This window comes from Amycolatopsis albispora (assembly GCF_003312875.1).
Lineage (GTDB): Bacteria > Actinomycetota > Actinomycetes > Mycobacteriales > Pseudonocardiaceae > Amycolatopsis > Amycolatopsis albispora.
Map to the genome: position 1 here is coordinate 2,287,238 of NZ_CP015163.1, position 23,053 is coordinate 2,310,290.

Annotated in this window: 22 protein-coding genes; 10 read left to right on the forward strand and 12 right to left on the reverse strand. The window is 70.3% G+C overall.

Going from position 1 to position 23,053, the window contains the following annotated elements:
- Positions 1–186: 186 nt before the first annotated feature.
- The 3 genes from A4R43_RS10615 to A4R43_RS10625 are packed head-to-tail and all read left to right on the forward strand — an operon-like array spanning position 187 to position 3,760.
- Positions 187–1,158 (forward strand): sensor histidine kinase, encoded by a 972-nt coding sequence (locus A4R43_RS10615; RefSeq protein WP_113692175.1) that lies wholly within the window; start codon positions 187–189, stop codon positions 1,156–1,158.
- Entirely contained in the window at positions 1,155–1,802 is a 648-nt protein-coding gene (locus A4R43_RS10620; RefSeq protein WP_113692176.1) for a response regulator, read from the forward strand. Before A4R43_RS10615 ends, A4R43_RS10620 begins: the two co-directional genes overlap by 4 nt.
- On the forward strand, positions 1,799–3,760 hold the full coding sequence (locus A4R43_RS10625) for an acyltransferase family protein (RefSeq protein WP_113692177.1): 1,962 nt from the start codon (positions 1,799–1,801) through the stop codon (positions 3,758–3,760). The genes A4R43_RS10620 and A4R43_RS10625 overlap by 4 nt, the downstream gene beginning before the upstream one ends.
- Before the next feature lie 22 nt (positions 3,761–3,782).
- Here A4R43_RS10625 and A4R43_RS10630 read toward each other — a convergent pair whose 3' ends face one another.
- Positions 3,783–4,208 carry a nuclear transport factor 2 family protein gene (locus tag A4R43_RS10630; RefSeq protein WP_236808898.1) on the reverse strand — a complete coding sequence of 142 codons (426 nt, stop codon included), beginning with the start codon at positions 4,206–4,208 and terminating at the stop codon, positions 3,783–3,785.
- Positions 4,209–4,372: 164 nt separating this feature from the next.
- On the opposite strand from A4R43_RS10630, the gene A4R43_RS10635 reads away from it, so the two are divergent.
- Positions 4,373–5,188: an SAM-dependent methyltransferase gene (locus tag A4R43_RS10635; RefSeq protein ID WP_113692178.1), complete on the forward strand. Its 816-nt coding sequence runs from the start codon at positions 4,373–4,375 to the stop codon at positions 5,186–5,188.
- Between the two features lie 282 nt (positions 5,189–5,470).
- Here the strand turns inward: A4R43_RS10635 and A4R43_RS10640 are convergent, their stop codons facing one another.
- The 4 genes from A4R43_RS10640 to A4R43_RS10655 form a co-directional block, all read right to left on the reverse strand.
- Positions 5,471–7,846 (reverse strand): ATP-binding cassette domain-containing protein, encoded by a 2,376-nt coding sequence (locus A4R43_RS10640; protein ID WP_205215295.1) that lies wholly within the window; start codon positions 7,844–7,846, stop codon positions 5,471–5,473.
- A gap of 43 nt (positions 7,847–7,889) precedes the next feature.
- Entirely contained in the window at positions 7,890–8,234 is a 345-nt protein-coding gene (locus A4R43_RS10645) for a VOC family protein (RefSeq protein ID WP_113692180.1), read from the reverse strand.
- 85 nt (positions 8,235–8,319) lie between these two features.
- Positions 8,320–9,138, reverse strand: coding sequence for a MerR family transcriptional regulator (locus A4R43_RS10650; RefSeq protein WP_113692181.1), 819 nt, complete (start codon positions 9,136–9,138; stop codon positions 8,320–8,322).
- Positions 9,139–9,148: 10 nt separating this feature from the next.
- Positions 9,149–9,640: a VOC family protein gene (locus tag A4R43_RS10655; RefSeq protein ID WP_113692182.1), complete on the reverse strand. Its 492-nt coding sequence runs from the start codon at positions 9,638–9,640 to the stop codon at positions 9,149–9,151.
- A 60-nt stretch (positions 9,641–9,700) separates the two neighbouring features.
- On the opposite strand from A4R43_RS10655, the gene A4R43_RS10660 reads away from it, so the two are divergent.
- The 3 genes from A4R43_RS10660 to A4R43_RS10670 all read left to right on the forward strand — a co-directional run bounded on the left by A4R43_RS10660 (position 9,701) and on the right by A4R43_RS10670 (position 11,635).
- Positions 9,701–10,045 (forward strand): GNAT family N-acetyltransferase, encoded by a 345-nt coding sequence (locus A4R43_RS10660; protein ID WP_113692183.1) that lies wholly within the window; start codon positions 9,701–9,703, stop codon positions 10,043–10,045.
- A gap of 20 nt (positions 10,046–10,065) precedes the next feature.
- On the forward strand, positions 10,066–10,710 hold the full coding sequence (locus tag A4R43_RS10665) for a formylglycine-generating enzyme family protein (protein WP_113692184.1): 645 nt from the start codon (positions 10,066–10,068) through the stop codon (positions 10,708–10,710).
- A 121-nt stretch (positions 10,711–10,831) separates the two neighbouring features.
- Positions 10,832–11,635, forward strand: a complete 804-nt coding sequence (locus A4R43_RS10670) for a glycoside hydrolase family 16 protein (RefSeq protein ID WP_113692185.1) — start codon at positions 10,832–10,834, stop codon at positions 11,633–11,635.
- Here A4R43_RS10670 and A4R43_RS10675 read toward each other — a convergent pair whose 3' ends face one another.
- Positions 11,636–12,445 carry an excalibur calcium-binding domain-containing protein gene (locus A4R43_RS10675; RefSeq protein ID WP_113692186.1) on the reverse strand — a complete coding sequence of 270 codons (810 nt, stop codon included), beginning with the start codon at positions 12,443–12,445 and terminating at the stop codon, positions 11,636–11,638.
- Positions 12,446–12,693: 248 nt separating this feature from the next.
- Between A4R43_RS10675 and A4R43_RS10680 the strand changes: the two genes are divergently transcribed.
- Entirely contained in the window at positions 12,694–14,490 is a 1,797-nt protein-coding gene (locus A4R43_RS10680; RefSeq protein WP_113692187.1) for a hypothetical protein, read from the forward strand.
- Here A4R43_RS10680 and A4R43_RS10685 read toward each other — a convergent pair.
- On the reverse strand, positions 14,487–14,843 hold the full coding sequence (locus tag A4R43_RS10685) for a winged helix-turn-helix transcriptional regulator (RefSeq protein ID WP_113692188.1): 357 nt from the start codon (positions 14,841–14,843) through the stop codon (positions 14,487–14,489). The genes A4R43_RS10680 and A4R43_RS10685 overlap by 4 nt on opposite strands.
- 66 nt (positions 14,844–14,909) lie before the next feature.
- Between A4R43_RS10685 and A4R43_RS10690 the strand changes: the two genes are divergently transcribed.
- The gene (locus A4R43_RS10690) at positions 14,910–15,287 is read left to right on the forward strand and encodes a VOC family protein (RefSeq protein ID WP_113692189.1); all 378 of its coding nucleotides are present in this window, start codon (positions 14,910–14,912) and stop codon (positions 15,285–15,287) included.
- Between the two features lie 6 nt (positions 15,288–15,293).
- Here the strand turns inward: A4R43_RS10690 and A4R43_RS10695 are convergent, their stop codons facing one another.
- The 4 genes from A4R43_RS10695 to A4R43_RS10710 form a co-directional block, all read right to left on the reverse strand.
- Entirely contained in the window at positions 15,294–18,251 is a 2,958-nt protein-coding gene (locus tag A4R43_RS10695) for a 3-keto-alpha-glucoside-1,2-lyase-like domain-containing protein (protein WP_113692190.1), read from the reverse strand.
- A 138-nt stretch (positions 18,252–18,389) separates the two neighbouring features.
- Positions 18,390–19,595 carry a metal-dependent hydrolase family protein gene (locus tag A4R43_RS10700; protein ID WP_113692191.1) on the reverse strand — a complete coding sequence of 402 codons (1,206 nt, stop codon included), beginning with the start codon at positions 19,593–19,595 and terminating at the stop codon, positions 18,390–18,392.
- On the reverse strand, positions 19,592–20,026 hold the full coding sequence (locus A4R43_RS10705) for a GAF domain-containing protein (RefSeq protein WP_113692192.1): 435 nt from the start codon (positions 20,024–20,026) through the stop codon (positions 19,592–19,594). Before A4R43_RS10705 ends, A4R43_RS10700 begins: the two co-directional genes overlap by 4 nt.
- On the reverse strand, positions 20,023–21,414 hold the full coding sequence (locus A4R43_RS10710; protein ID WP_113692193.1) for an MFS transporter: 1,392 nt from the start codon (positions 21,412–21,414) through the stop codon (positions 20,023–20,025). Before A4R43_RS10710 ends, A4R43_RS10705 begins: the two co-directional genes overlap by 4 nt.
- Before the next feature lie 115 nt (positions 21,415–21,529).
- On the opposite strand from A4R43_RS10710, the gene A4R43_RS10715 reads away from it, so the two are divergent.
- Positions 21,530–22,402 carry a MurR/RpiR family transcriptional regulator gene (locus A4R43_RS10715; RefSeq protein ID WP_113692194.1) on the forward strand — a complete coding sequence of 291 codons (873 nt, stop codon included), beginning with the start codon at positions 21,530–21,532 and terminating at the stop codon, positions 22,400–22,402.
- An 11-nt stretch (positions 22,403–22,413) separates the two neighbouring features.
- On the opposite strand, the gene A4R43_RS10720 is transcribed toward A4R43_RS10715, so the two are convergent.
- Entirely contained in the window at positions 22,414–23,052 is a 639-nt protein-coding gene (locus tag A4R43_RS10720; protein WP_113692195.1) for a LysE family translocator, read from the reverse strand.
- Position 23,053: the final 1 nt, after the last annotated feature.

The following is a 23,053-nucleotide window of genomic DNA, read 5'->3' on the forward strand; positions in this document are numbered from 1 at the left end:
CGACGGTGACGGTCGGCACGTTCACCGCGATGTCCTTGACCTGCATTGCTCAGGGTTTCCGCTGGTCAGCGCAGGAACAACAGCGGCAAGGGCACCCATTCGGGCGGCCCCGCGCGGACCGGCACCTAGCCCGAATGGGTGTTGACTCCCATGGACAGCGGGTGCCCGGCGGGTGAGGGTGAGGGAATGATCGACCGCAGTGTGGCTGCCGCCGAGGGAGCACTGCGCCCCACGCAAGCGCTGTTCCGCCGGCTGCTCGTGATCAACGGGCTGCTGTTCACCGCAGGCACGCTGGCGCTCGTCCTCTCCCCCGCCACCGTGTCCTCCCCGGTGCAGGTCACCGAGCTGCCGGTGCTGGTGATCGGCCTGCTGCTGATCCTGGGCGCGAACGCGGTGCTGGTGCGGAGCAGCCTGGCCCCGCTCGACTCGCTGGCCACCCTGATGCAGCGGGTGGACCTGCTGCGGGCCGGTGACCGGATCAGCGAACGCGGCAACGGCGACGTGACGCACCTGGTGCACACCTTCAACGCCATGCTGGACCGGCTGGAGGCCGAACGCAGCGAGAGCAGCGCGCACGCGCTCGCCGCGCAGGAGGCCGAACGCCAGCGCATCGCCCGCGAGCTGCACGACGAGATCGGGCAGAGCCTGACCGTGGTGCTGCTCGGGCTCAAGCGCACGGTCGATCGCGCCCCGGCCGAGCTGCGGGAGGAACTGCTCGCCGTGCAGGAGACCGTGCGCGACAGCCTGGACGAGGTCCGTCAGGTGGCGCGGCGGCTGCGGCCCGGGGTGCTGGCCGATCTCGGCCTGCAGAGCGCGCTGCACTCGCTGAGCGGGGAGTTCGGCGAGCTGCGGGTGAACCGGTGGGTGGACCACGACCTGCCGGAGCTGAGCCCGGACGTCGAGCTGGTGCTGTACCGGATCGCCCAGGAGAGCCTGACCAACGTGGCCAGGCACGCCGGGGCGTCCGAAGTGGACCTTTCACTGACCGCCCGGCACGGCGAGCTGACGTTGCGCGTGACCGACAACGGCCGTGGCGGCATCGACCACGAAGGAGCGGGGATCCGCGGGATGCGGGAACGGGCACTGCTGATCGGCGCGAAACTCACCGTGGAGTCCACACCGGACGGCACCGACGTGTGCCTGCGGGTGCCCCGATGACCACGCGCATCCTGCTGGCCGACGACCACGCGCTGGTCCGTCGCGGCCTCCGGCTCATTCTCGACGCCGAGCCCGACCTGACCGTGGTCGCCGAAGCCGCCGACGGCGCCGAGGCGATCGACGCGGCCGTGGCCGGTGAAATCGACCTGGCCATCCTGGACATCGCGATGCCGCGGCTGACCGGCATCCAGGCCGCCCGCGAGATCTCCCGCCGCGCCCCGGAAATCCGCATCCTGATGCTGTCGATGTACGACAACGAGCGGTACTTCTTCGAAGCACTCAAGGCGGGTGCTTCGGGGTACGTGCTCAAGTCGGTCGCCGACCAGGACCTGATGGAGGCCTGCCGGGCGGCGATGCGCGGTGAGCCGTTCCTCTACCAGGGCGCGGTGACCGCGCTGGTGCGTGACTACCTGCGCCGCGACCGCCAGGGCGACCGGCTGCCCGACAGCATTCTCACCCCGCGTGAGGAGGAGATCGTCAAGCTGATCGCCGAGGGCCATTCGGCCAAGGAGATCGCCGAGACGCTGGTGATCAGCGTGAAGACGGTCGACCGGCACCGCGCGAACATCCTGCAGAAGCTCGGCATGCGGGATCGGGTCGCGCTGACCAGGTACGCGATCAGGGCGGGGCTGGTGGAACTGTGACCGAGCGACGCTACCGGCCCGAACTGCAGGGGCTGCGGGCGATCGCCGTGGTGCTGGTGGTCGTCTACCACGTCTGGCTCGGCCGCATCTCCGGCGGCGTGGACGTGTTCTTCCTGATCTCCGGTTTCCTGCTGACCGGGCAGCTGGTGCGGGCGCGGGAACGCGGGCCGATCGGCTTCCGGCGGTTCTGGGGCAAGGTGGTCAAGCGGCTGTTCCCGGCCGCGCTGACCGTGCTGCTCGCGGTGGTCGCCGGATCGGTGCTGCTGCTGCCGGAGAACCGCTGGTTCCAGACCATTCGCGAGGTCTTCGCGTCGGCGTTCTTCGTGGAGAACTGGCGCCTGGCCGCGGATTCGGCCGACTACTTCACCCAGCACGACCAGTCCAGCGTGGTGCAGCACTTCTGGTCGCTGTCCATCCAGGGGCAGTTCTACCTGGTGTGGCCGCTGCTGATCGCGCTGGTCGCGCGGCGGTTCCTCACCCCGGCGCTGGTCGCGGTCTTCGCCGGTTCGCTGGCCTTCTCGGTGGTGCTGACCGCCCTCGACCAGCCGCTGGCGTACTTCCATTCGCTGACCAGGGTGTGGGAGTTCGCGCTCGGCGGCCTGCTCGCGTTGTTCATCGACCGGGTACCACTGCACCGGCTGGTCCGGGTCGTGCTGGGCTGGCTGGGCATCGCCGGGCTGATCTCGTGCGGGCTGGTGCTGACCGTCGGCGAGCAGTTCCCCGGTTACGTGGCGCTGTGGCCGCTGATGTCGGCCGTTTTTGTGCTGCTGGCCGGGGCGAGCGGCAGCAACTTCGGCGCCGACCGGTTCCTCGGCTCGCGGCCGATGACCTACGCCGGTGACCTCAGCTACGCCCTCTACCTGTGGCACTGGCCGATCCTGGTGTTCTACCTGGTGGCGCGTGGACAGACGGAAATCGGGCTGATCGGCGGGCTGGGCATCATCGGGCTGTCGGTGGGGCTGGCCGTGCTGACGCACCACTTCATCGAGAACCCGGCGCGCCAGGTGCGCGTGCGCACCTACCGGTTCGCCGCGATCGCGATGGTGCCGGTCCTGCTGGCCACCGGCGGCTGGCAGGTCGCCGCCCGCTGGAAGGCCGACAGCTACGCGCTCGCCGCGGGCGACCCCGACCATCCGGGCGCCCGCGCGCACACGCCCGGATTCCAGTACTGGGGCGCGCCCGATCCGCCGCTGACCCCGGCCTTCCTGTCCCTGCCCGAGGAGTACGCGGCCACCGGCGACTGCGAGATCGCGCCCCGCCACCCGGAGCTGTCGGTCTGCTCGACGGAGTTCCACGACCCGCCGTCGAAGCGGATCGTGGTGGCCGGTGACTCGCACGCGCAGCAGTTCATCGCCGCGCTGCGGCCGGTGGCGGAGCAGAAGAACTGGCAGATCATCTCGATGCTGCGGGGTGGCTGCCCGTTCTCCACCGACTCCGACAGCGTGCCGGGCGACCAGCCGTGCATCGACTGGAACGCGGCGGTGGCCGACGAGATCCTGGCCATCGGGCCGGACGCGGTGTTCACCATCGGCACCAGGGACGCGCGGCCGGGCCTGGTCGAATGGACCCCGCCGGGGTACGTGGCGCAGTGGCGCAAGATCGCCGCGGCGGGCATCCCGGTGCTGGCCGCCCGCGACAACCCGCGCTACAACTTCTCGCCGTCGGCCTGCGTGGACGCCAACGGCCCGGCGGCGCCCGAGTGCAGCACACCGCGGGCCGACCTGTTCGCCCCGGAACCGCCGTACCTCGGCATCGAGGACGTGCCGCCCGAGGTGTCCTTCCTCGACTTCAGCGACTACTACTGCGAGCCGGAGGTGTGCCCGCCGGTGATCGGGAACGTGCTGCTGTACCTGGACGACAACCACGTGACGGCCACCTACATGAGCACCATGGCGCCGATCGTGGAAGAGGCGGTGGAAACCGCGCTGGGCTGGGCCACCGCCGATGCCCCCTCGTGACGGCGTCCAGCAAGTCAGCGGCTCAGCAGGCGGCGGCGATCGCCGCGGTGTCCCAGTAGAACGGCCGGATCTCGGTGATCCGGCCGTGCTCGACGGTGATCGTCTGCAGGATCGGGAACTCCAGGTCGCGGCCGGTGGTCCTGGCGCGGGCCCGCACCCTGGTCAGCACCACGAGCGGACTGGTGGTCGCCAGGAACTCCTGCTCGGCCAGGTCGAAGCGGGCCCAGGTCCGGCTCATCGCCAGGAAGAAGGCAGCGAGCCCGTCGTGCCCGCGCCAGGTCCCGCCGTAGGGCAGGCCCTCGGCCTGGTGCAGCACGACGTCGGTGGCGAAGAACGGGGCCAGCGGGGCGAAGGAGGCCTGGCCGGGGCCACCGGCGGCGAGGTACTCCGCTTCGGCCGCGTACATGCCTTCGAGCACGGCCACCGGTGAGGTCGTCGATGTGGTCATGTGCTCACCATGGCGCAGCGGCGGCTCCCCCACCGGCGGGAATCGGCCGTCGCGATCGGACTGTTGGCGCCCCGCCAGATGGCCGCGCGCGGGCTGTGACAGGATGTGCCCGAGTGACTATCCTGGGTGCGTTTCCGACCAGCGGTGAGGAGAGCGACCAACACATGTCTGCCGAGTCGACCGAATCCGAAGTCGTCATCCTCGACGACGGGGTGCCGACCGCCGCGCGCGTCTACGACGTGATGCTCGACGGCAAGGACCACTACGAGATCGACCGCCAGGTGGCGAACGCCAGCCTCGAGGTGATGCCCGAGCTGAAGGAGATCGCCGCGCACAACCGCGCGATCCTGCACCGGGTGGTCACCCATCTCGCCGCCGAAGAAGGCGTCACCCAGTTCCTCGACCTCGGTTCCGGCCTGCCGACCGCGCGCAACACGCACGAGGTGGCGCAGGAGGCCAACCCGGACGCCAAGGTGGTCTACGTCGACATCGACCCGATCGTGCTGGCGCACGGCCGGGCGCTGCTGCAGGACAACGACAACACCCGGGTGATCACCGCCGACCTGCGCAACCCGCGCGAGGTGCTGGACCACCCCGAGGTCAACGCGATGATCGACTTCTCGAAGCCGGTCTGCGTGATGCTGGTGGGCATCCTGCACCACCTGCTCGACGAAGAGGACCCGGCGGGCATCGTCCGCACCCTGCGCGACGCGGTCGCGCCCGGTTCGTACTTCTTCATCACGAACTTCACGCGCCTGAGCGACAGCCCGGAGAGCGCGCAGCTCGAGGAAGTGCTGCTGTCGCAGCTGGGCACCGGCCGCGTGCGCACCCCGGCCGAGCTGGCCGCCTACTTCGAGGGCATGGAGCTGCTGCCGCCGGGCATCGTGCCGCTGCCGCTGTGGCGCCCGGACACCATCGTCACCGACGCCACCACCATCGGCGTGCGCTTCATGACCGGCGGCGTCGCCCGCAAGAACTGACACCACGCGGCAACCCCTCACTCGAGTGTCACGAATGTGGCTTTCGAGACGTTCAGCGTCTCGAAAGCCACATTCGTGACATCTGGGCGAGTTTCGGAGGCCGGTCCGGGCTGCTGGACCCGCCAGTGGGGTTCGGCGGGTCCAGCAGCGGTCGCGACCGGAGACCAGTGCCCGGGCTAGGAGGCCTCGGACGCGCTGTCCACAGTAATCACCAGCCACCCCGCCGGGCGAGCCAGGGCCACCGGTCTGGACCAGTCGGCCCAGTGGTCCACTCGCCCGGGCTCAGCTGCCCACGTACTCCGCCAGGTGCTTCCCCGTCAGCGTGGTGGGGTTGGCGACCAGGTCGGCGGGGGTGCCTTGGTAGATGATGCGGCCGCCGTCGTGGCCGGCGCCGGGGCCGAGGTCGATGAGCCAGTCGGCGTGGGCCATGACGGCTTGGTGGTGTTCGATGACGAGGACGGATTTGCCGGTGTCGACGAGGCGGTCGAGCAGGGTGAGGAGTTGTTCGACGTCGGCGAGGTGCAGGCCGGTGGTGGGTTCGTCGAGCAGGTAGATGCCGCCTTTGTCGGCCATGTGGGTGGCGAGTTTGAGGCGTTGGCGTTCGCCGCCGGACAGGGTGGTGAGGGGTTGGCCGAGTTTGAGGTAGCCGAGGCCGACGTCGGCCAGTCGGGTGAGGATGGTGTGGGCGGCGGGGGTGGTGGCGTCGCCGGTGGTGAAGAAGTGGTGGGCTTGGGCGACGGACATGGCGAGGACGTCGCTGATGTTGTGGCCGGCGAGGTGGTAGTCGAGGACGGCGGTTTGGAAGCGGTGGCCGTCGCATTCTTCGCAGGTGGTGGTGATGCCGGCCATGATGCCGAGGTCGGTGTAGATGACGCCGGCGCCGTTGCAGGCGGGGCAGGCGCCTTCGCTGTTGGGGCTGAACAGGGCGGGTTTGACGTTGTTGGCTTTGGCGAAGGCTTTGCGGATGGGGTCGAGCAGGCCGGTGTAGGTGGCGGGGTTGCTGCGGCGGGAGCCGCGGATGGGGGTTTGGTCGACGGTGATGACTCCGGCGTCGGTGGGTAGTGAGCCGTGCAGGAGGGAGCTTTTGCCGGAGCCGGCGACGCCGGTGATGACGCAGAGCACGCCGAGGGGGATGTCGACGTCGACGTGTTGGAGGTTGTGGGTGGTGGCGCCGCGGATTTCCAGGGTGCCGGTGGGGGTGCGGACTTCGGGTTTGAGGGTGGCGCGGTCGTCGAGGTGGCGGCCGGTGAGGGTGCCGCTTGTGCGGAGTCCGGCCAGCGGGCCTTGGTAGGTGATGGTGCCGCCGTCGCTGCCGGCGCCGGGGCCGAGGTCGATGACGTGGTCGGCGATGGCGATGGTTTCGGGTTTGTGTTCGACGACGAGCACGGTGTTGCCTTTGTCGCGCAGGCGTAGCAGCAGGTCGTTCATTTGCTGGATGTCGTGGGGGTGCAGGCCGATGGTGGGTTCGTCGAAGACGTAGGTGACGTCGGTGAGGGCGGAGCCGAGGTGGCGGATGAGTTTGGTGCGCTGGGCTTCGCCGCCGGACAGGGTGCCGGCGGGGCGGTCGAGGGAGAGGTAGCCGAGGCCGATTTCGACGAAGGAGTCCAGGGTGTGCTGCAGGGTGGCCAGCAGGGGCGCGACGGTGGGCTGCTGGAGTTTGCGGACCCATTCGGCCAGGTCCCGGATCTCCATCGCGCACAGATCGGCGATGCTCTTCCCGGAAATCTTCGACGACCGCGCCGCCTCGCTCAACCGGGTACCGTCGCACTCCGGGCACGTCGCGAACGTCACCGCACGCTCGACGAACGCGCGGATGTGCGGCTGCATCGCCTCCTTGTCCTTCGACAGGAACGACTTCTGGATCTTCGGGATCAGCCCTTCGTAGGTCAGGTTGACGCCGTTGACCTTGACCTTCGTCGGCTCCTTGTACAGGAAGTCCTGCAGCTCCCGCTTGGTGTACTTCCGGATCGGCTTGTCCGGGTCGAGAAAGCCCGACTCGATGTAGATGCCGACCGTCCACCATCCGTCCACTTTGTACCCGGGGATGGTGATCGCGCCTTCGCGCAGCGACTTCGAGTCGTCGTAGAGCTGGGTCAGGTCGATGTCCGACACCGCTCCCCTGCCCTCGCACCGGGGGCACATGCCGCCGACGCGGGTGAAGCTCGCGCGCACGGTCTTCTTGTTGCCACGCTCGACGGTGATGGCACCACTGGCCTTCACCGACGGCGTGTTGAACGAATAGGCGTTCGGCGAACCGATGTGCGGCTTCCCCAGGCGGCTGAACAGGATGCGCAGCAAGGCGTTCGCGTCGGTGGCAGTGCCCACAGTGGACCGCGGATTGCTCGCGCCCATGCGCTCCTGGTCGACGATGATCGCCGTGGTCAGGTTCTCCAGCACGTCGACTTCGGGACGCGCCAGCGTCGGCATGAACCCCTGCACAAAAGCGCTGTAGGTCTCGTTGATCATCCGCTGCGACTCGGCGGCGATCGTGCTGAACACCAGTGAACTCTTGCCAGAGCCCGAAACGCCGGTGAAAACGGTCAACCGGCGCTTCGGGATCTCGACCGAGACGTCCTTCAGGTTGTTCACGCGCGCACCGTGCACCCGGATCACGTCGTGGGTGTCGGCGACCTGCGGCGCCCGCTTGCCCTTGCTCATGCTTCCCGTCCCCATCTGCTGCCCGACCCGGTCGAACAGTACGTCAGCTGTCCTGGAGCAGCCCCAGCACGTTGCCGTCGGGATCGGTGAAGGTGGCCACGCGACGGCCGCCGCCGACCTCGTGCGCGGCCTCCTTGACGGTGGCGCCCGCGGCGGTGACCTCGGCCAGCTTCGCCTCGATGTCGGGCACGTGCCAGTAGGCCACCGGCGAGGTCATGCCCTGCGGGCCGCCGCCCGGCACGAGCCCGATGTGCTGGCCCGCCACGTCGAAACCGGCGTAGTACTCCGAATCGGCCTGCGGCTCCGTGCCGAGCAGGGCGGTGTACACGGCCTTCGCCGCGGCGAGGTCCGAAACGGGGTGCAGCACGGTCTTGAAACCTTCGGTCATGATCACTCCTGAGAGGGTGCGAACTGGATGCCGGTAACGCTAGGTGAGCATCGGCCCGCCACGCTTCTCGATTCCTGATCAGTCCTCAGCCCCACTCGGCGGTGTCCGGATCGACCCCGTGTGCCTCGGCGTTGGCGAAGATCACGTCCCGCAGCCAGGTCGCCATGCCGGGGGTGAACCCGTCGTAGTAGGCGGCGAAGCCGGGGTCACCGGCGAAGGTGCGGCCGAGGCAGACGTGCATCGAATGCGTGCAGTCGAAGTACTCGGACTGCTGGGCGCGGTGCCGTTCCGCGAGCGCGTTCGCCTCCTCGGAACCGGGCACGACCCCGGCCTGCTTCGCGGCGGCGAGGTCGGCGTGGAGCGCGTCGGCGGCCGCCACGATTTCCTTCCACTCCTGGGGAGTTCTCGCTTCGGCCCGCTCGGCGTACTGCGCCCACTGCTTGCTCTCGCCCCAGCGCTGCTCGGCCTCCTCGACCCACGACGGCTGCCAGTGGTCGCCGAAGATCTCGACCTGTTCCTCGACGGTCAGGCGGATGCCGCCACGTGCGGCCGCCATCATCCGGTCCACCGCGGTGACCATCTCGCGCAGCCGGTCGATGCGCTCGACCAGTTGCGCCCGCTGACGCCGCAGGTGCTCCTGCGCGTCGGCGGACGGGTCGTCGAGAATGCGGCCGATCTCGGCGAGCGGGAAGCCCAGCTCGCGGTAGACCAGCACCCGATGGATACGAGCGACGTCCTCGTCCGAATACACCCGGTAACCAGCCCAGGTGCGACCGCCCGGCCGCACCAGCCCGATGGCGTCCCAGTGGTGCAGGGTCTTCACGCTCACCCCGACGAGCGAAGCCGCCCGGCCCACGGTGAGCCCACCGGGGCCGGGCGGCGGTTCGGCAACCGGATCGATCATCCGCCCAGTGTCACCCGCGCGGCACCTCGATGCCCATCCGGCGCACGTGCTCCGCCTCCGGGCCGTCCGGGTCGAACACCCGCGCGGCGGTCATCACCACCCGCGCGTTCTCCGGGGTGATCACCTCCAGTTCCATCGAGTTCCACGGCTTCACCACCGGCTCACCCACGCTGCCGGGCCGGAGTTCCTCGCAGCGCGCCGCGATCTCGTTGATCTGGTCGAGCACGCAGGAGAAACTGGTGCTCATCGGGCCGGGCTCGGCGGGCGGTTCACCGGGGACCAGCAGCACGTCCTGGAACGCCCACCGCCGCAGGTGGGTCACCTGGCCGGGTGCCGAGAAGAGATCGGCGAAACCGAGCCCGCGCATCCAGAACTCCTTCGAGGCCTCCAGATCGGCCGTGGGCACGATGACGAACATGGGCATCGGGTAGATCTCCCGGTAGATCCCGGGATCGGTCGCCCCGGGACCGGGCAGGGGCACGGGACTGCGGTACTCACTCATGACGGCGATCGTGAAGCCTCCTGCTGGGTCAGGGTCAAGCCGGGATGCGAGGCTGGGCCCATGCGCACCGGCATCCGGGCCTTCGAACCCGCCGACCAGCCCGCCGTCACCGAGTTCGCGCTGCGTGCCGATCAGCGGCGTGCGGTCGAGGCCGCCTGCCAGGACGAGAACCTGACCGCCTGGGTGTCCGAGGCGGCCTCCGCGGTCGATCCGGCGTACCAGCGCCGGGGCATCGCGACGGCGCTGACCGAGCACGCGCTCCGGTGGTTCACCGAGAACGGCTTGACGCTGGCCATGGTCGAAACGGGCGGCGATCCGGGGCACGCCCCGGCCCGGCGCACCTACGAGCGCGCGGGGTTCACCCAACTCCCCATCGCCCGCTACTTCCGACGGCTCGACCGCTAGAGTCGCCGCCCGTGGAGCCGATGATCGCGATCCCGCCCGGCCGGGTGACGCTGTCCGACCGGCGGACCCAGCGCAGTTGGGCGGTGGCACTGGCGGCCTATCGGATCTCCGCGGTCCCGGTGACGCAGCAGCTGTACGCGGCGGTGACCGGCGAGTGGCCGAGCGCGGCCCGCGGTGAGCGGCTGCCCGTCGAGAGCGTGTCGTGGCTCGACGCGGTCCGGTTCTGCAACCTGCTGTCCGAGCGCGACGGGCTGGCGCCGGTGTACCAGCTCGAAGCCGACGCCGAGGACGTCGAATGGGACACCGGCGCCGGTGGTTACCGCCTGCCCACCGAAGCCGAGTGGGAGCACGCCTGCCGCGCGGGCAGCACCGGGCCGCGGTACGGCCCGATCGACCAGATCGCCTGGTACCGCGGCAATTCCGGGGAACGCGTGCACGAGGTCGGCGGCAAGCGGCCCAACGCGTGGGGCCTGTACGACATGCTCGGCAACGTGTGGGAATGGTGCTGGGACGTCTACGACGCCGAGGTCTACGGCACCTACCGGGTGCTGCGCGGCGGCGGCTGGTTCGACGAGCACTGGAGCTGCCGCGCCTCGGTCCGGCGGCGCAGCCACCCCACCTTCCGCGTGGACGACGTCGGCTTCCGGCTGGCGACGCGGGCCTGAGGTCACGGCTCCCCGGATGGCCTGTGAGCGCTAACACCTGACCGGCGGATTGCGCGGCTCCATTCGCGACGCCAAGCTGAAAGCGCTTTCCGTAGGCACGCTCCGACAGAGAGGCCGAGTCATGGCAACGGACAGACGCCGGTTCCTGATCGCCGGTTCAGCGGGTCTGCTGGGGACCGCCATCGGCCTCCGGCCGGCCGCGGCCGCCACCTGGGAAACCGTGCTCAACGGCAGCTTCTCCGGCTATCCGGCGCTCGAAGCCGCCTGGCACTACGGCTATCCCTGGGGTTCGGACCACAACGGCACCGCGCGCATGTACGGCGGCGCGTCCGACCACAACCACGTCTACCTCGAAGGTTCCGGCGTGCTGGTGCTCCGCGCCAGCCGGATTACCTGGAACGAGGGCAACAGCAGCAAGGACCCGTACCTGCCGATCCACTACCACTCCGGCGCGCTGCACGCGAAGCAGCAGGTGGTGATCAGCGACCAGTTCCCGCAGTGGGAGGTGCGCGGCGAGTTCCAGGCGCCGTCGGCACGCGGCACCTGGCCCGCGTTCTGGCTCACCGGTGCCACCAGCTGGCCGCCGGAAAGCGACATCCTCGAGTACAAGGGTGACGCGCGGAACTGGTTCAACACCTACAAAAACGCGAACGGCGGCTGGTCGAACACCATCGTGAACGTGGCCAATCCGGGCGCCTGGCACACCTATCGGGCGTGGATCGCGAAGGTCAGCGCCACCGACGCCGACATCCACTACTACCTGGACGGCAACTGGGCCGGCCAGCACCGCGCGGCGAACTTCGTGAACAAGCCGATGTGGTTGATCCTGAACCTGCAGATGGAGGGTTCGTCGGGGTCGCCGGGGCCGTCCGGCGACACCCTCTACCGCGCGCGCAACGTCTACGTCGGCCGGTCGCGCGCCTGATCATTCGCAGGCGACGCCGTCCTTGTCGCGGTCGAGCTTGGCGCTGTAACCGGGTTCGCCCGCGAGCAGCGGCGCGGCCCCGGCGGCGCGGGCGGCGTCGCAGTTCTTGTAGTACGCGGCGGCCGGGGGCTTCTCGGTGGTCTTCGGCGGCGCCACCGGCTCCGGCTTCGGGGTGGGCTTGGGCGCGGGCTGCGGCACGGGCGCGGGTTCGGGCTCCGGGGCGCTGGTGATCACGCCACCACACGGCTGCGCCCACAGCCCGAGTCCGGCTGCCTTGGCCGCGGACTCCGCCTCGCGCAGCCCGGCCGCCGCGCTGCCGAGCGCCACGTCGGCGGCGTACTTCGCGTGGCCGGTCTCCAGTGCCTTGACCAGGTAGTCGGTGCCGTCGGCCAGCACCAGCGAGGTCACCACGTCCCTGGTGTCGTCCAGCACCGCCACCACTTCCTTGCCGGTGAGCGCCTGGCTGGCCCAGTCGTAGGCCTCGGCGCGGAAGCAGCTTTCGCCGGAGGCGGGCGGGGTTTCCAGGCCGAGGAGGCGCGCGGTCGTTGTGCCCGCCGCCCCGGTCAGCTTCACGGTGGTGCCGTTGGTGACCTCGGCGACCACGTACTCGGCGGGCCGCGGGACCGCGCTCGTGCTGGTGGTCGTCGCCGCGGGCGGAACGGTGACCGTCGGCACGGCCACCTTCTCCGTCGGTGATTCACCAAAAATGAGCGCAAAAACGAATAACACCCCGAAGACGGTGAGCGTGACCTTGAGCCATTTCGGCAACCGGCGCTTCGTCGACTGGGGAATGCCCGGAGTGGTGCGCATGGGAATCGTTCCTCGGAATGTTTCCTGGCCGCCCGCTGGACGCGGAGGCTGTGCTCCACTACCTCGTCCGGCGCACAGCACTCGTTACGCTCCGGGTCGATAATGAAGCTTCTTCACCCGTTCGCTGGGCTGTGCAGTGGTTTTCTGCACTCGGTTACCCGTTATTGAGGCGAACGGGTGATATGACGGCGAATACCGTCACATTTCCCGGCCGGACTCGATCTCCCTGCCGACGGAAGGTGGCAGGCATGGGAATCGAGCTGGTCAAACCGATCCGGCTGACCCGGTCGGGACATTTCCCGGCGGATTCCGGGGAATTCACCGCGCTCGGTTTCCGCACCACCGGGCTGCCCGGCCGGATCGTCGAATTCGCCGCGGTGCGCCTGCGCGCGGACGGCACGGTGGCCGCCGAGCTGGCCACTGTCGTCGGCCCGGCCCCGGCACCCGCGCTGAGTGAGGTGGCCGGGCACTTCGTCGAACTGTGCCGTGGCAGCGTGCTGGTGACGCACGAGTGGTCGCACGAAACCCGGTCGCTCGCCGCCGAACTGAGCAGGGCGGGCGTGCCGATGCCGATGCTGCCGGGCGTCTGCACCGCCGACGCCGCGCGCAGCGTGCTGCGGTTGCCGAACTACCGTCAGGCCACCATCGCGCATGCGCTCGGGATCGGCACCGACGACGCGCAGACCGCGCTCGGCGGGGCACGGCTGTGCGGGCGGATCCTGAGTTCGCTGCTCGGCAGGCATCGGCTGGCGCTGGGTGAGCAGCCCCGTTTCCGCCGGTTGCCGATCATTCCGCTGGGCCGCGTGGTGCCGCCGGCGCAGGCCGCGCCCACCACGCAGGGCTGGCTGGGCGAGCTGGCCGAACGCCTGCCGTCGCCGAGCGGCGGGGAGTGGGAACGCTCGTACGCCGACCTGCTCGCCGACGCCTTCGCCGACGGGCACATCTCGCCCGAGGAGGCGGCAGTTCTGGCGGCCCAGGCCTCGGCCGCTGGCGTGGACCCGGCCCGGGCGCACCGGGATTTCGTCGATGCGATGGTGGCCCTGGCCAAGGCCGACGGCGTGGTAACCGCCGAGGAGCAACGGGACCTGCGGCAGCTCGCCGCCGTGCTCGGGGTGCCGGAGGCGGTCCGGGACCTGCGCGCCACCGGCAAACCTCGGCGGGTGCTGGTGCTGGGCACCACCCCGGAGGCGGACGCGATGCGCGCCGCCGTGCTGGACGCCGGGATTCAGCTGGCGAAGAAGCTGACCGGTTCCGTCACGCACCTGGTGCACGATGAGGACGTTTCGCCCGCGGAACCACGGCTCAGCCGGGCGCGGGAGTTGGGCGCGGACGTACTGCCGATCACTGAGGCGGACTCGCTACTCGCCCCACGCCACGACCCCACGGGCGCCACCGACCCCACACGCTCCACCGACCCCAGCCGCGGCGCCGACCCGACAGACGCCACCGCTCCTGCACGCGCCACCGAACCCACGGGCGCCGCACGCGCCGCCGCACGCGCACGCGCCGCCGCATCCGCACGCGCCGCCGCATCCGCACGCGCCGCCGCATCCGCACGCGCCGCCGCGCCCGCACCACGGCCGCGGCCCGCTACCCAGCCACCACATCACCCGGCGACGCACCCGCCCACCCCACCGAGCACTCCCCCGGCGACAACGCCCGCCGCCCAGCCGTCACCGAGCCCGGCGAAGCAGCCTCCCGCTACTGCCCGGCCGACACCGACCGCCGCCCGGGTGCCAGCCCGCCCGGCGCAGCACGCTTCCGCCACTCCCCCGGCGGCGCGGCCCGCCACGTCATCGCCGCCCACGGAGGCGTCGGGCACGTCCGCCCCGCGGCCTCGGCCGGTGATTCGGGCGTCCGGCGCGCCACTTCAAGGGGCGGGCCTGGCGGGGATGGTGGTGGGCCTGGGCCTGATGGTGGTCACCGTGATCGCCCTGTTCCTCGGCGCGCCGGTGGCGTTCGGCCTCCTGTTTGGTGCCTTCGGTGTCGGCGCGCTGCTGTACGGCTGGCACCTCTACGACACCGCGCATTCCACTGTGGACTAGCCCTGCGACCCGAAGCCCGCCCTCGCCGCGTCGATGTGTTCCAGGTAGCGCCTGGTCCATCCGCACAGTTGGTTGAGCGTGCCGCGCAGAGCCTGCCCCGCCTCGGTCAGTGAGTACTCGACCTTCGGCGGTACGGTGGGGTGCACCCGCCGCGCCACCACGCCGTCCCGTTCCAGGCCGCGCAGCGTCTGGGTGAGCATCTTGTGGCTGATCCCCTCCGCGGCGGCGTACACCTCACCGAACCGCAGCGTCCGCTCGCCGATCAGGTTCAGCACCGGCAGCGCCCACTTCCCGGACACCCCGTGGAAGATCTCGTACGCCAGCGCGTCCACCCTGGCCTGCTCGGTTCCCATCGAGCACCCCTCTCACCGGAAAGTGCGTTCTTCCGCGATCGCGCCCCGGTTCCTACCGTTCAGGCCGTGAGCATCCGGAAAACCTACGCCCGTCTCTGGGCCGACCGCCTCGACGACGCCCTGCCCCTGCTGCGCGAACTTACCGGCGCCGAGCCCGACCTCCGGCTGGCGTTCCACGCCGTGGAACTGGCCGCGATCGGTGACTTCCTGGTCATCGCCGGCCCCGCCGAGGAACGCGCGAAGTACGCGCACGCCACCGCGACGGTCGTCGTCGACGACCTCGGCGAACTCCAGCGGACGCTGGCCGCGGCGGGCGCCGCCATCACCACACCGGAGACCGCCGGGCCGACCGGCCGGTTCCTCTACGCACGCCACCGCGACGGCGCGGAGATCGAGTACGTCGAGTGGGTCCCGGACCTGGCCGGCCGGATACTCGGCCGCTGAACACGCTCAGCCGAGCGGCTCGATCCACAGGTTGCGGAAGCGCGGGTTCTCCCCCGGGTCACCGTGGTCCTGCAACAGCACGGCTTCCGCCGACGGGCCCTCCGGCAGGCTGTTGCCGCCGGTGATCCCGTCGATCTCCACGTCGTTGTGCACCACGATCCCGTTCCACACCACGGTCACCCGCGCGTTCGCGATTTTCGCACCGGCCGCGTCGAACCGCGCCGCGCGGAAGGTGATGTCGTAGGTCTGCCAGGTCCCCGGCGCGGCCGCCTGGTTGCTGTCCGGCGCCCGCTTCGAGTAGATGGCCCCGGCCTCGTCCGCGGCCGGCGTGGTGTCACCATGGGAATCGAGCACCTGCACCTCGTACCGCTCCTGCAGGAACACCCCGCTGTTGCCGCGTGCCTGGCCGGTCACCTCCGGCGGGTACTGCGGCTCCAGCCATTCGGCGTGCAGCTTGAAGTCACCGAACTTCTGCTTGGTGCGGATGTCACCGCCGAGCGATTCCATCGAGCCACCCGTCACCGGCCAGCTCGCCGGGCCACCGGAACGGGCTTCCCAAGCGTCCAAACCGGACCCGTTGAACAACGGAACCCGCTGTACCGGCGCGACGCCGATCTTGTCGAGGTTGACGTTGCCGTCGTCGCCGCTGTCGAACTTGTAGGTCACCACGTTGTTCCCCGGCCGCAGCCGGAGCGCTTCGGTGTGCGTCGCCCAGGTGTCCCAGTTCACCGTGCTCGCGAGCCGCGTCTGCCGCGCCTTCTCACCGTTGACGTACACGCTCACGGTTTTGCTGCCGGAGAACGGATCGGGGCCGTTCGAATAACGCAGGCCGACGTTGTAGTCCCCTTCGGTGGGCACGTTCACGGTGAACGCCGTGGCCGCGCCCTGGTTCCAGTAACCGTCCACAAAACCGGTCCCGGAGTAACCGGGGTGGTTGGTGTTGGCCGCCGCGCCGCCGCTCAGGCCCGCGGTTTCCGCCTCGTATTCGGTCGCCTGCGCGGAGCCGACGAGCGAGTTCAGCGTGTACCAGGCTTCCGTGCTCCACAGCGGGGCACCGGATTCGGCGGCGAACGGCCGCGGCGAGCGCACGTGCACCACGTGCCCCGCCTTCAGGCCCGGGATCCGCAGTGTGACCTTCTTGCCGTCGTCCGACAGCGTAGCCGAGGACACCGGCAGCTTCTGCTCGTCGATCTTCGGACCGCCGTAGTCCGCGGTCGGCACGTAACGCCACTGCGTGGCCTGGTACTTCGCGGCGAGGTTCTGCGCGGTTTCCGCGGACAGCGGCTGCGTGTACTCCAGCTCGAAGCCGCCCTCGATGGCACGCATGGCGAGAATGTCGAAGGCGTTGGTGCCGTTGGGCGTCAGCTTCTGCAGGCCGTGGCTCAGCTTGCCCGGCTGGCCCCAGTTCCCGCCCGCGCCGATGCCGCCGGTGTAGATGGCGCCGTCCGGCCCGAGGCTGATCCGGCTGACCCCGGACTCCAGGCCCTGCGTCATCCGGAACACCGCGCCCTGGTACTCACCGTTGACCTTTTCCAGGTAGGCGCGCTGCAAACCGCCGTAGGTCACGTCGCCGAACACCAGCTGGCCCTCGAACGGGCCGTCCGGCAGCTGGATCGGGTTGCTCGGCGAGTTGGCGATCTCGTTCTGCGGCAGCCAGAGCACCGGCTGCGTCACCGCGCGGTCGTCGAACGGGCCGTCGGGATTCAGGTAGTGGTTGAAGAACCGGTCCTGCTTGACGTGCAGCAGTTTCGACGACGGCAGCCAGCCGCCCTGGTTGTCGGTGACGAAGATGTCGCCGTCCGGACCCCAGCCGATGCCGTGCGGGGTGCGCAGCCCACCGGCCAGATAGGACACTTCGCCGGTTTCCTTGCTGACCTTGATCGTGGTGCCGCGGTTCGGCGCGGGCTGCGGATCGGTGGTGGCGCCGCCGTAGTTGATCGCCACCGACAGGTTCAGGTAGAAGTGCCCCTCACGGTAGAGCAGGCCGAAGGCGAACTCGTGGAAGTTGCCGCCGAACGGCCAGGTCGCCACCGTGCGGTAGCTGTCGGTGACCCCGTCGCCGGTGGTGTCGTTCAGCTCGGTCAGACCGTCCTTTTCGGACACGTACAGCTTGCCGTCGACGAACTTGAGGCCCATCGGTTCCTTGAGCCCTTCGGCGATCTTCTGGGTGCGCACCTTCGACGGGTCGGTGTTGCCGGACACGCCGCTGAGCAGGTGCACTTCGCCGAGTTCGTTGTCGGTACCGCCCCAGGTGGCGACCGCCAGCCTGCCGTCCGGCAGCCAGTCCATCGCGCTGACCTGCGGTTCGAAGCCGTCCGGGCGCAGGTTCGCCAGGGTGAGACCGGGGTGCACCTCGGTCAGCGGCAGGCCGTCGCCGGGTGAGTCGGTGCCCGCTTCGCACTCCTTGCGGCCGGGTGCGGTCACCCTGACCACGTCGGCGTCGGTGCTGAGCACGGAGTTGGGCACCACGGTGTACCCGGTGGCGCCGGGCGGCTGCCATTCGAGCTTGACCACCTGGTCGTAGGAGGCATCGAAGTGGTCGATCCGCAGCGGCTGGTACCCGGCCGTCAGCTCGGCCGAGCCCTCCTTGGCGGTCGGCTCGTGGAGGCCGTCGTGATCGACGACCACGTTGCCGCCGATGCTCAGCCGAGAACCGTCGTCGCTGGTCAGCCGGAACTTGTAGGTGCCGTCCGCGGGCACGTTCAGGTTCGCGGTGACCTCGGAGACGAAGTTGTCGGCGATCCCGAAGTCCGCTGTGGACGCCCAGTCGATGACCGGCATCAGCTTGTCCACGTTGGGCGTCTGCCCGGCTTTGAGCGTGCACAGCTTGGTCAGGCCGACCTGCACGTCGTACACGCGCAGGGTGACCCCGGGTTCCTGGGGCGGGACCTGCGCCGCCGCCGGGGCGGGCACCAGCCCGGCCCCGGCGACGAGCAGGGCGGCGAACAACGTGGGCAGGCGCATGGGCACTCCCTGGGGACCGGGCGCAACGCAGGTCACATGACCCTAGGGAGCACTTTCGTCAGAAGTCAACGAAAGTGTGCGCTCAGCCAGTGAAAGTGAGCCGAATGGCGGCAGTGCACTGCACCGGCAGCACTCGGCTCAGAGCGGGACACCACCCTGGATGATCGCGCGGAACCGTTCTGGCGCCGCCAGCACGCCGATGTCCGCCAGCGGATCACCGTCGAGCACCAGCAGGTCCGCGTGCGCGCCCGGCGCCAGCGTGCCGATCTCCCCGGTCATGCCGACCAGCTCCGCCGCCACCGAGGTGGCCGACCGCAGCACGTCGAGCGGCCGCTGCACCTCGGCCCGCAGCCGGAATTCGTGGTTCTGGTGGCGATGCATGCCGCCGAGCAGGTCCGAGCCGTAGACGATCTTCACCCCGCCGCGGGCAGCGCGCTCCAGTGCCGCCAGCCCGGCGCCGAGCACCTCGTCCACCTTGCGCCAGCTCGACTCCGGCAGCCCGTGCTCGCGCCCCTCCTCCTTGAGCGCCCAGTAGGTGACCAGCGTCGGCACCAGGAACGCGTCGTGCTCGAGGAACAGCTCCACGCTGCGGTCGTCGAGCAGGTTGCCGTGCTCGATCGAGCGAACCCCCAGCTCCAGCGCCCGGTTCACCGCACGCGCGGTGTAGGCGTGCGCGGCGACGTACCGGTTCGCGCCCTCGGCTTCTTCGACGATGGCGCGGAGTTCCTCGGCGGAGTACTGCACGGAGTCGATCCGGTCGGTCGGCGACGCCACTCCCCCGGACGCCATCACCTTGAGGTGGTGCGCCCCCTTCCGCAGTTCGTCACGCGCCGCCGCGCGGACCGCGTCCACGCCGTCGGCGATGCGGCCGAGCCCGGCGCAGCACGGGTGGTCGTCGTGGCGGTAGGTGCCGCGGCCGCGGCTGTCGCCGTGCCCGCCGGTCTGGCTCAGCGCGCGCCCGCAGAACAGCAGCCTCGGCCCGCGGAACAGGCCCTCCGCCTGCGCGTCGGCCAGGCCGAAGTCGGCGCCGGAGGCGTCACGGACGGTGGTGAACCCGCGTTCGAGCATGCGCCCCATGGTGTTCACGCTGTGCGCGGCCACATAGGACGGTGACTGCGCCGGCAGCGAACCGAGGTCGGCGGTCGAGGCGGTGACGTGCACGTGGGCGTCGATCAGCCCGGGCACGACCACGCCGCCCCGCACGTCGATCACCGGGACGTCGTCCGCCTTGAGCCCCGTGCCGGTCTCCACGATCCGGCCGCCGGCGCACCGCAGGTCGCCCTCGGTGTACTCCCCCGCCGCCGGGTCCAGCAGCCGGGCGTTGCGCAGCAGCAGCGCGCTCACCGGCCCACCTCCGCACGCAGCGCGGCCACCGCCAGCGGCGCCAGCGACACCGCCTTCTCCACCGAATACCGGTCGTAACTGCCTTCCGCGTCGAGCAGGTTCAGCACACCCAAGGTTTTCCCTTCCTCGTCGACCACCGGCACGTTGATCACCGCGCCGCAGCCCAGTTCGGCGATCAGCTCGTGATCGGCGAAGATCGCGCGCACGGCTCCGGCGTCCGGGCCGAAGTACGGGCGCTGCCCGGTGATGCACTCGTCGAGCCAGCCTCGCGCGACCTCCACGGTCTTCTCACCGCCGACCGGGTAATGATCGGGGTGACTGCTGTGCACGCGCCGCAGCGCCTGCCGCTGGGGCACCCAGGCCAGCACGGTGAACAGCTTCACCCCCACCGCGGCCCGCACGCGTTCCTCCACAGTGGACAGTGTGCTCACTTCGTCATCTCCTCGGCGGTGGACACGGCCGCGCCGTGTTCGGTCAGTTCTTCCAGCGAGCGCCCGGCGGTGGACAGGCCGAACACCAGCACGCACAGCACCCCCGCCCCGAGCACCGCGGTGGTCAGGCCGAACACCCCGCCGAAGCCGAGGCTGGCCGCGGACAGGCCGATGATCGTCGGCGCCAGGATGCTGCCGACCCGGCCGAAGGCGCTGGACAGGCCGGTGCCGGTGGCGCGGATCCAGGTCGGGAACACCTCGGGCGTGTAGGAGTAGACCCCGGCGTAGGTGCCGTTGAGGAAGAACGACAGCACCGCGCCGGCCAGCGTGATCGACCACGGCGCGTCCATCTGGCTCAGCCAGAACGCGCTGACCGCCGAGCCGGTCAGGTACAGCGCGATGGTCCGCTTCCGGTCGAGCCGCTCGGACAGCCAGGCCGCCGAGAAGTACCCGGGGATCTGGGCCAGGTAGATGATGATGGAGAACTCGAAGCTCTTAGTAACCGTGATGCCGCGGTCCACCAGCAGCGTCGGGATCCACGAGAAGAAGCCGTAGTAGGAGAAGGTGATCACGAACCAGACCGTCCAGATCACCGCCGTGCGCCGCCGCATCGCCTTGCTCCACAGGAAGCGCAGCGCGGTGAGCAGGTTGACCTTCGGGGTTTCGGTGGCTGGCCGCAGTTCGGTCGGCTCCGGTGGCGGCAACGGCCTGCCGGTCGCGCGTTCGACGTCGCGTTCCAGCTTGGCCACCACCTGCTCGGCTTCGGTGTCCCGGCCCTGGATCACCAGGAACCGCGGGGATTCCGGCAGGGAACGCCGCCACCACAGCAGCATCACGATCGGCAGCGCGGTGATCACCTGCGCGATGCGCCAGCCCTCCGGGGAAGCCGACACCACGAACCGGCCGATCAACGCGGCCGCGACGAAGCCGAAGGAGAAGAACCCGGCCAGCGCGCCGACGAACCAGCCGCGGCGTTTCGCCGGCACGAACTCGGACAGGAACGGCGCGATGATCGCGCTTTCCGCGCCGGCGCCCATGCCGGCCAGCACGCGGGCGCCGAGGAAGATCTCGTAGTTCGGCGCGAAGGCGGCGACCACGGAGAACACCGCGTAGAAGGCGAGCGCGTACATCATCACCTTCTTGCGGCCGATGCGGTCGCCGAGCAGGCCCGCCGCGATCGCGCCGAAGAGGAAGCCGAACGGCGTCGCCGAGCCGATCAGCCCGAGCTGGCCGTTGTCGAGGTCCCAGACCGCCTTGACCGAGGGCAGCAGGAAGGCGACCACCGCCGAGTCCATGCCGTCGAAGGTGTAGCCGAGGCCGCCGATCAGCAGCAGCTTGTAGTGGGGACGGCTCAGCGGGAGCCGGTCGAGTCGTGCCAGGAGCGTCATGCCGCGCCCTTCGTGTCCGCCCAACGAGGTGCCGACAAGCTATACTGCATATCTCGATAGTTGCAATAGTTGTTGCATCCGGATCCGGTCACGCACGGTGCGTTACCGTGGCAGCGTGACCGATACCGACGACGGCCTGGAGAGCTGGCTCCGCAGCCGCCTGCCCGAACGCGGGCTGCGGCCGCGCTCGGCGGCCGTGCTGGAACTCCTGGTGTCCCAGCCGCGCCGGGCGTCGTTCGGCTCGACCGGTGAGCTGGCGCAGCTCGCCGGGGTCAACGTGGCCACGGTGACCAGGACCGCGCAGGCGCTCGGCTTCGCCGGCTGGCCCGCGCTGCAACAGGAGTTGCGGGCGCGGTACCTGTCCTCGCTCAGCGCCCCGCAGGTCGCCGAGGAGCACAACGGCGTCGGGTCGCCCGCGTCGGCGTCCCTGCGCCGGGACCTGGACAGCCTCGCCCTGCTCAACCGCCGCTTCGACGAGTCAGCCATCAAGGCCGTGGCCGAGGCGATCGCGGCGGCGCGGCGGACGGTGGTGATCGCCGACGGCAGTTACGCCGCGGTCGGCATCGCGTTCGCGCACAACGCGCGCCTGGCCGGGTACGACGTGCAGGCGGTGACGGCCGGTGACGCCGAACTCGCCAACCACACCGCGAAGATGACCGAGGACGACGTGCTGGTGGCGATCAGCTTCTGGCGCCTGTACGAAAGCACCGTGCTCGCCGCCGACGAGGCGAAACGCCGTGGTGCCAAGGTTTTCGCGGTGACCGACGCGGCGAGCCCGGCGCTGGCGGGGGCGGCCGACCAGGTGCTGATGGTGCCCGCCGAGGGGGTCACCTTCTTCCCGTCACTGACCGGCGGCATGGCGCTGGTGCAGGCCATCGTGGCGCAGCTGGCGGCCGTCGATCCGCGCCGCACCAGCGAATCCATCGAAGCCGCGGAGGCCATGTGGTCCCGGTTCGACCTTCTCCACCGGCGGCCGAGCAAGAGCTGAGCCGGCGAGCGCTACTCCTTGCGGCCGCTGACGGCCAGGCCGACGCCGAGCCCGACCATGGTGAGCCCCGCCGCGCCGCCGACCAGGTCCAGGCGCCGCGACGAGCGGCCGAACCAGGCCCGGACCGCGCCCGCCGCCACGCCCCACACGGAGTCCATCGCCAGCGCGATCACGGCGAACACCGCACCCAGCACCACCATCTGCAGACCGGCGTGCCCGGCGGACGGATCGGCGAACTGCGGCAGGATCGCCGCGAAGAACACCACGGTCTTCGGGTTCGTCACGCCCACGATGAAGCCCTGCAGCAGCGTGCGCCCGCCGCCGATCGGGGCCGCCCGCGCTTCGAAGGCCTCCCGCAGCGCCCGGCGGCGCCGGATCGTCTGGACTCCCAGGTAGATCAGGTACGCGGCGCCGGCCAGCTTGATCACGGTGTAGACCACGGCCGAGGTCTGGACGATCGCGCCCACCCCGACGGCGACGGCCGTGGCGGCGGTGAAGCTGCCGAGCGCCCCGCCGGCCACGGTCGTCAGCGCGGCCCGGCGGCCGTGGGCGAGCGCGCGGCTGATCGCGAACAGCACGGCGGGCCCCGGGATGAGGATCAGCAGCAACGACGCGAGCGCGAAAGCGGCCAGACGATCGGGCGATGGCATG

Bases quoted from the DNA above. Each gene is read 5' to 3' on its own strand.
- A4R43_RS10645 (WP_113692180.1), bottom strand. From the start codon at position 8,234: ATGACCGAAGGTTTCAAGACCGTGCTGCACCCCGTTTCGGACCTCGCC.
- A4R43_RS10660 (WP_113692183.1), top strand. From the start codon at position 9,701: ATGCGCACCGGCATCCGGGCCTTCGAACCCGCCGACCAGCCCGCCGTC.
- A4R43_RS10615 (WP_113692175.1), top strand. From the start codon at position 187: ATGATCGACCGCAGTGTGGCTGCCGCCGAGGGAGCACTGCGCCCCACG.
- A4R43_RS10675 (WP_113692186.1), bottom strand. From the start codon at position 12,445: ATGCGCACCACTCCGGGCATTCCCCAGTCGACGAAGCGCCGGTTGCCG.
- A4R43_RS10685 (WP_113692188.1), bottom strand. From the start codon at position 14,843: ATGGGAACCGAGCAGGCCAGGGTGGACGCGCTGGCGTACGAGATCTTC.
- A4R43_RS10620 (WP_113692176.1), top strand. From the start codon at position 1,155: ATGACCACGCGCATCCTGCTGGCCGACGACCACGCGCTGGTCCGTCGC.
- A4R43_RS10720 (WP_113692195.1), bottom strand. From the start codon at position 23,052: ATGCCATCGCCCGATCGTCTGGCCGCTTTCGCGCTCGCGTCGTTGCTG.
- A4R43_RS10670 (WP_113692185.1), top strand. From the start codon at position 10,832: ATGGCAACGGACAGACGCCGGTTCCTGATCGCCGGTTCAGCGGGTCTG.
- A4R43_RS10630 (WP_236808898.1), bottom strand. From the start codon at position 4,208: ATGACCACATCGACGACCTCACCGGTGGCCGTGCTCGAAGGCATGTAC.
- A4R43_RS10635 (WP_113692178.1), top strand. From the start codon at position 4,373: ATGTCTGCCGAGTCGACCGAATCCGAAGTCGTCATCCTCGACGACGGG.
- A4R43_RS10640 (WP_205215295.1), bottom strand. From the start codon at position 7,846: ATGAGCAAGGGCAAGCGGGCGCCGCAGGTCGCCGACACCCACGACGTG.
- A4R43_RS10650 (WP_113692181.1), bottom strand. From the start codon at position 9,138: ATGATCGATCCGGTTGCCGAACCGCCGCCCGGCCCCGGTGGGCTCACC.
- A4R43_RS10710 (WP_113692193.1), bottom strand. From the start codon at position 21,414: ATGACGCTCCTGGCACGACTCGACCGGCTCCCGCTGAGCCGTCCCCAC.
- A4R43_RS10695 (WP_113692190.1), bottom strand. From the start codon at position 18,251: ATGCGCCTGCCCACGTTGTTCGCCGCCCTGCTCGTCGCCGGGGCCGGG.
- A4R43_RS10665 (WP_113692184.1), top strand. From the start codon at position 10,066: ATGATCGCGATCCCGCCCGGCCGGGTGACGCTGTCCGACCGGCGGACC.
- A4R43_RS10680 (WP_113692187.1), top strand. From the start codon at position 12,694: ATGGGAATCGAGCTGGTCAAACCGATCCGGCTGACCCGGTCGGGACAT.
- A4R43_RS10655 (WP_113692182.1), bottom strand. From the start codon at position 9,640: ATGAGTGAGTACCGCAGTCCCGTGCCCCTGCCCGGTCCCGGGGCGACC.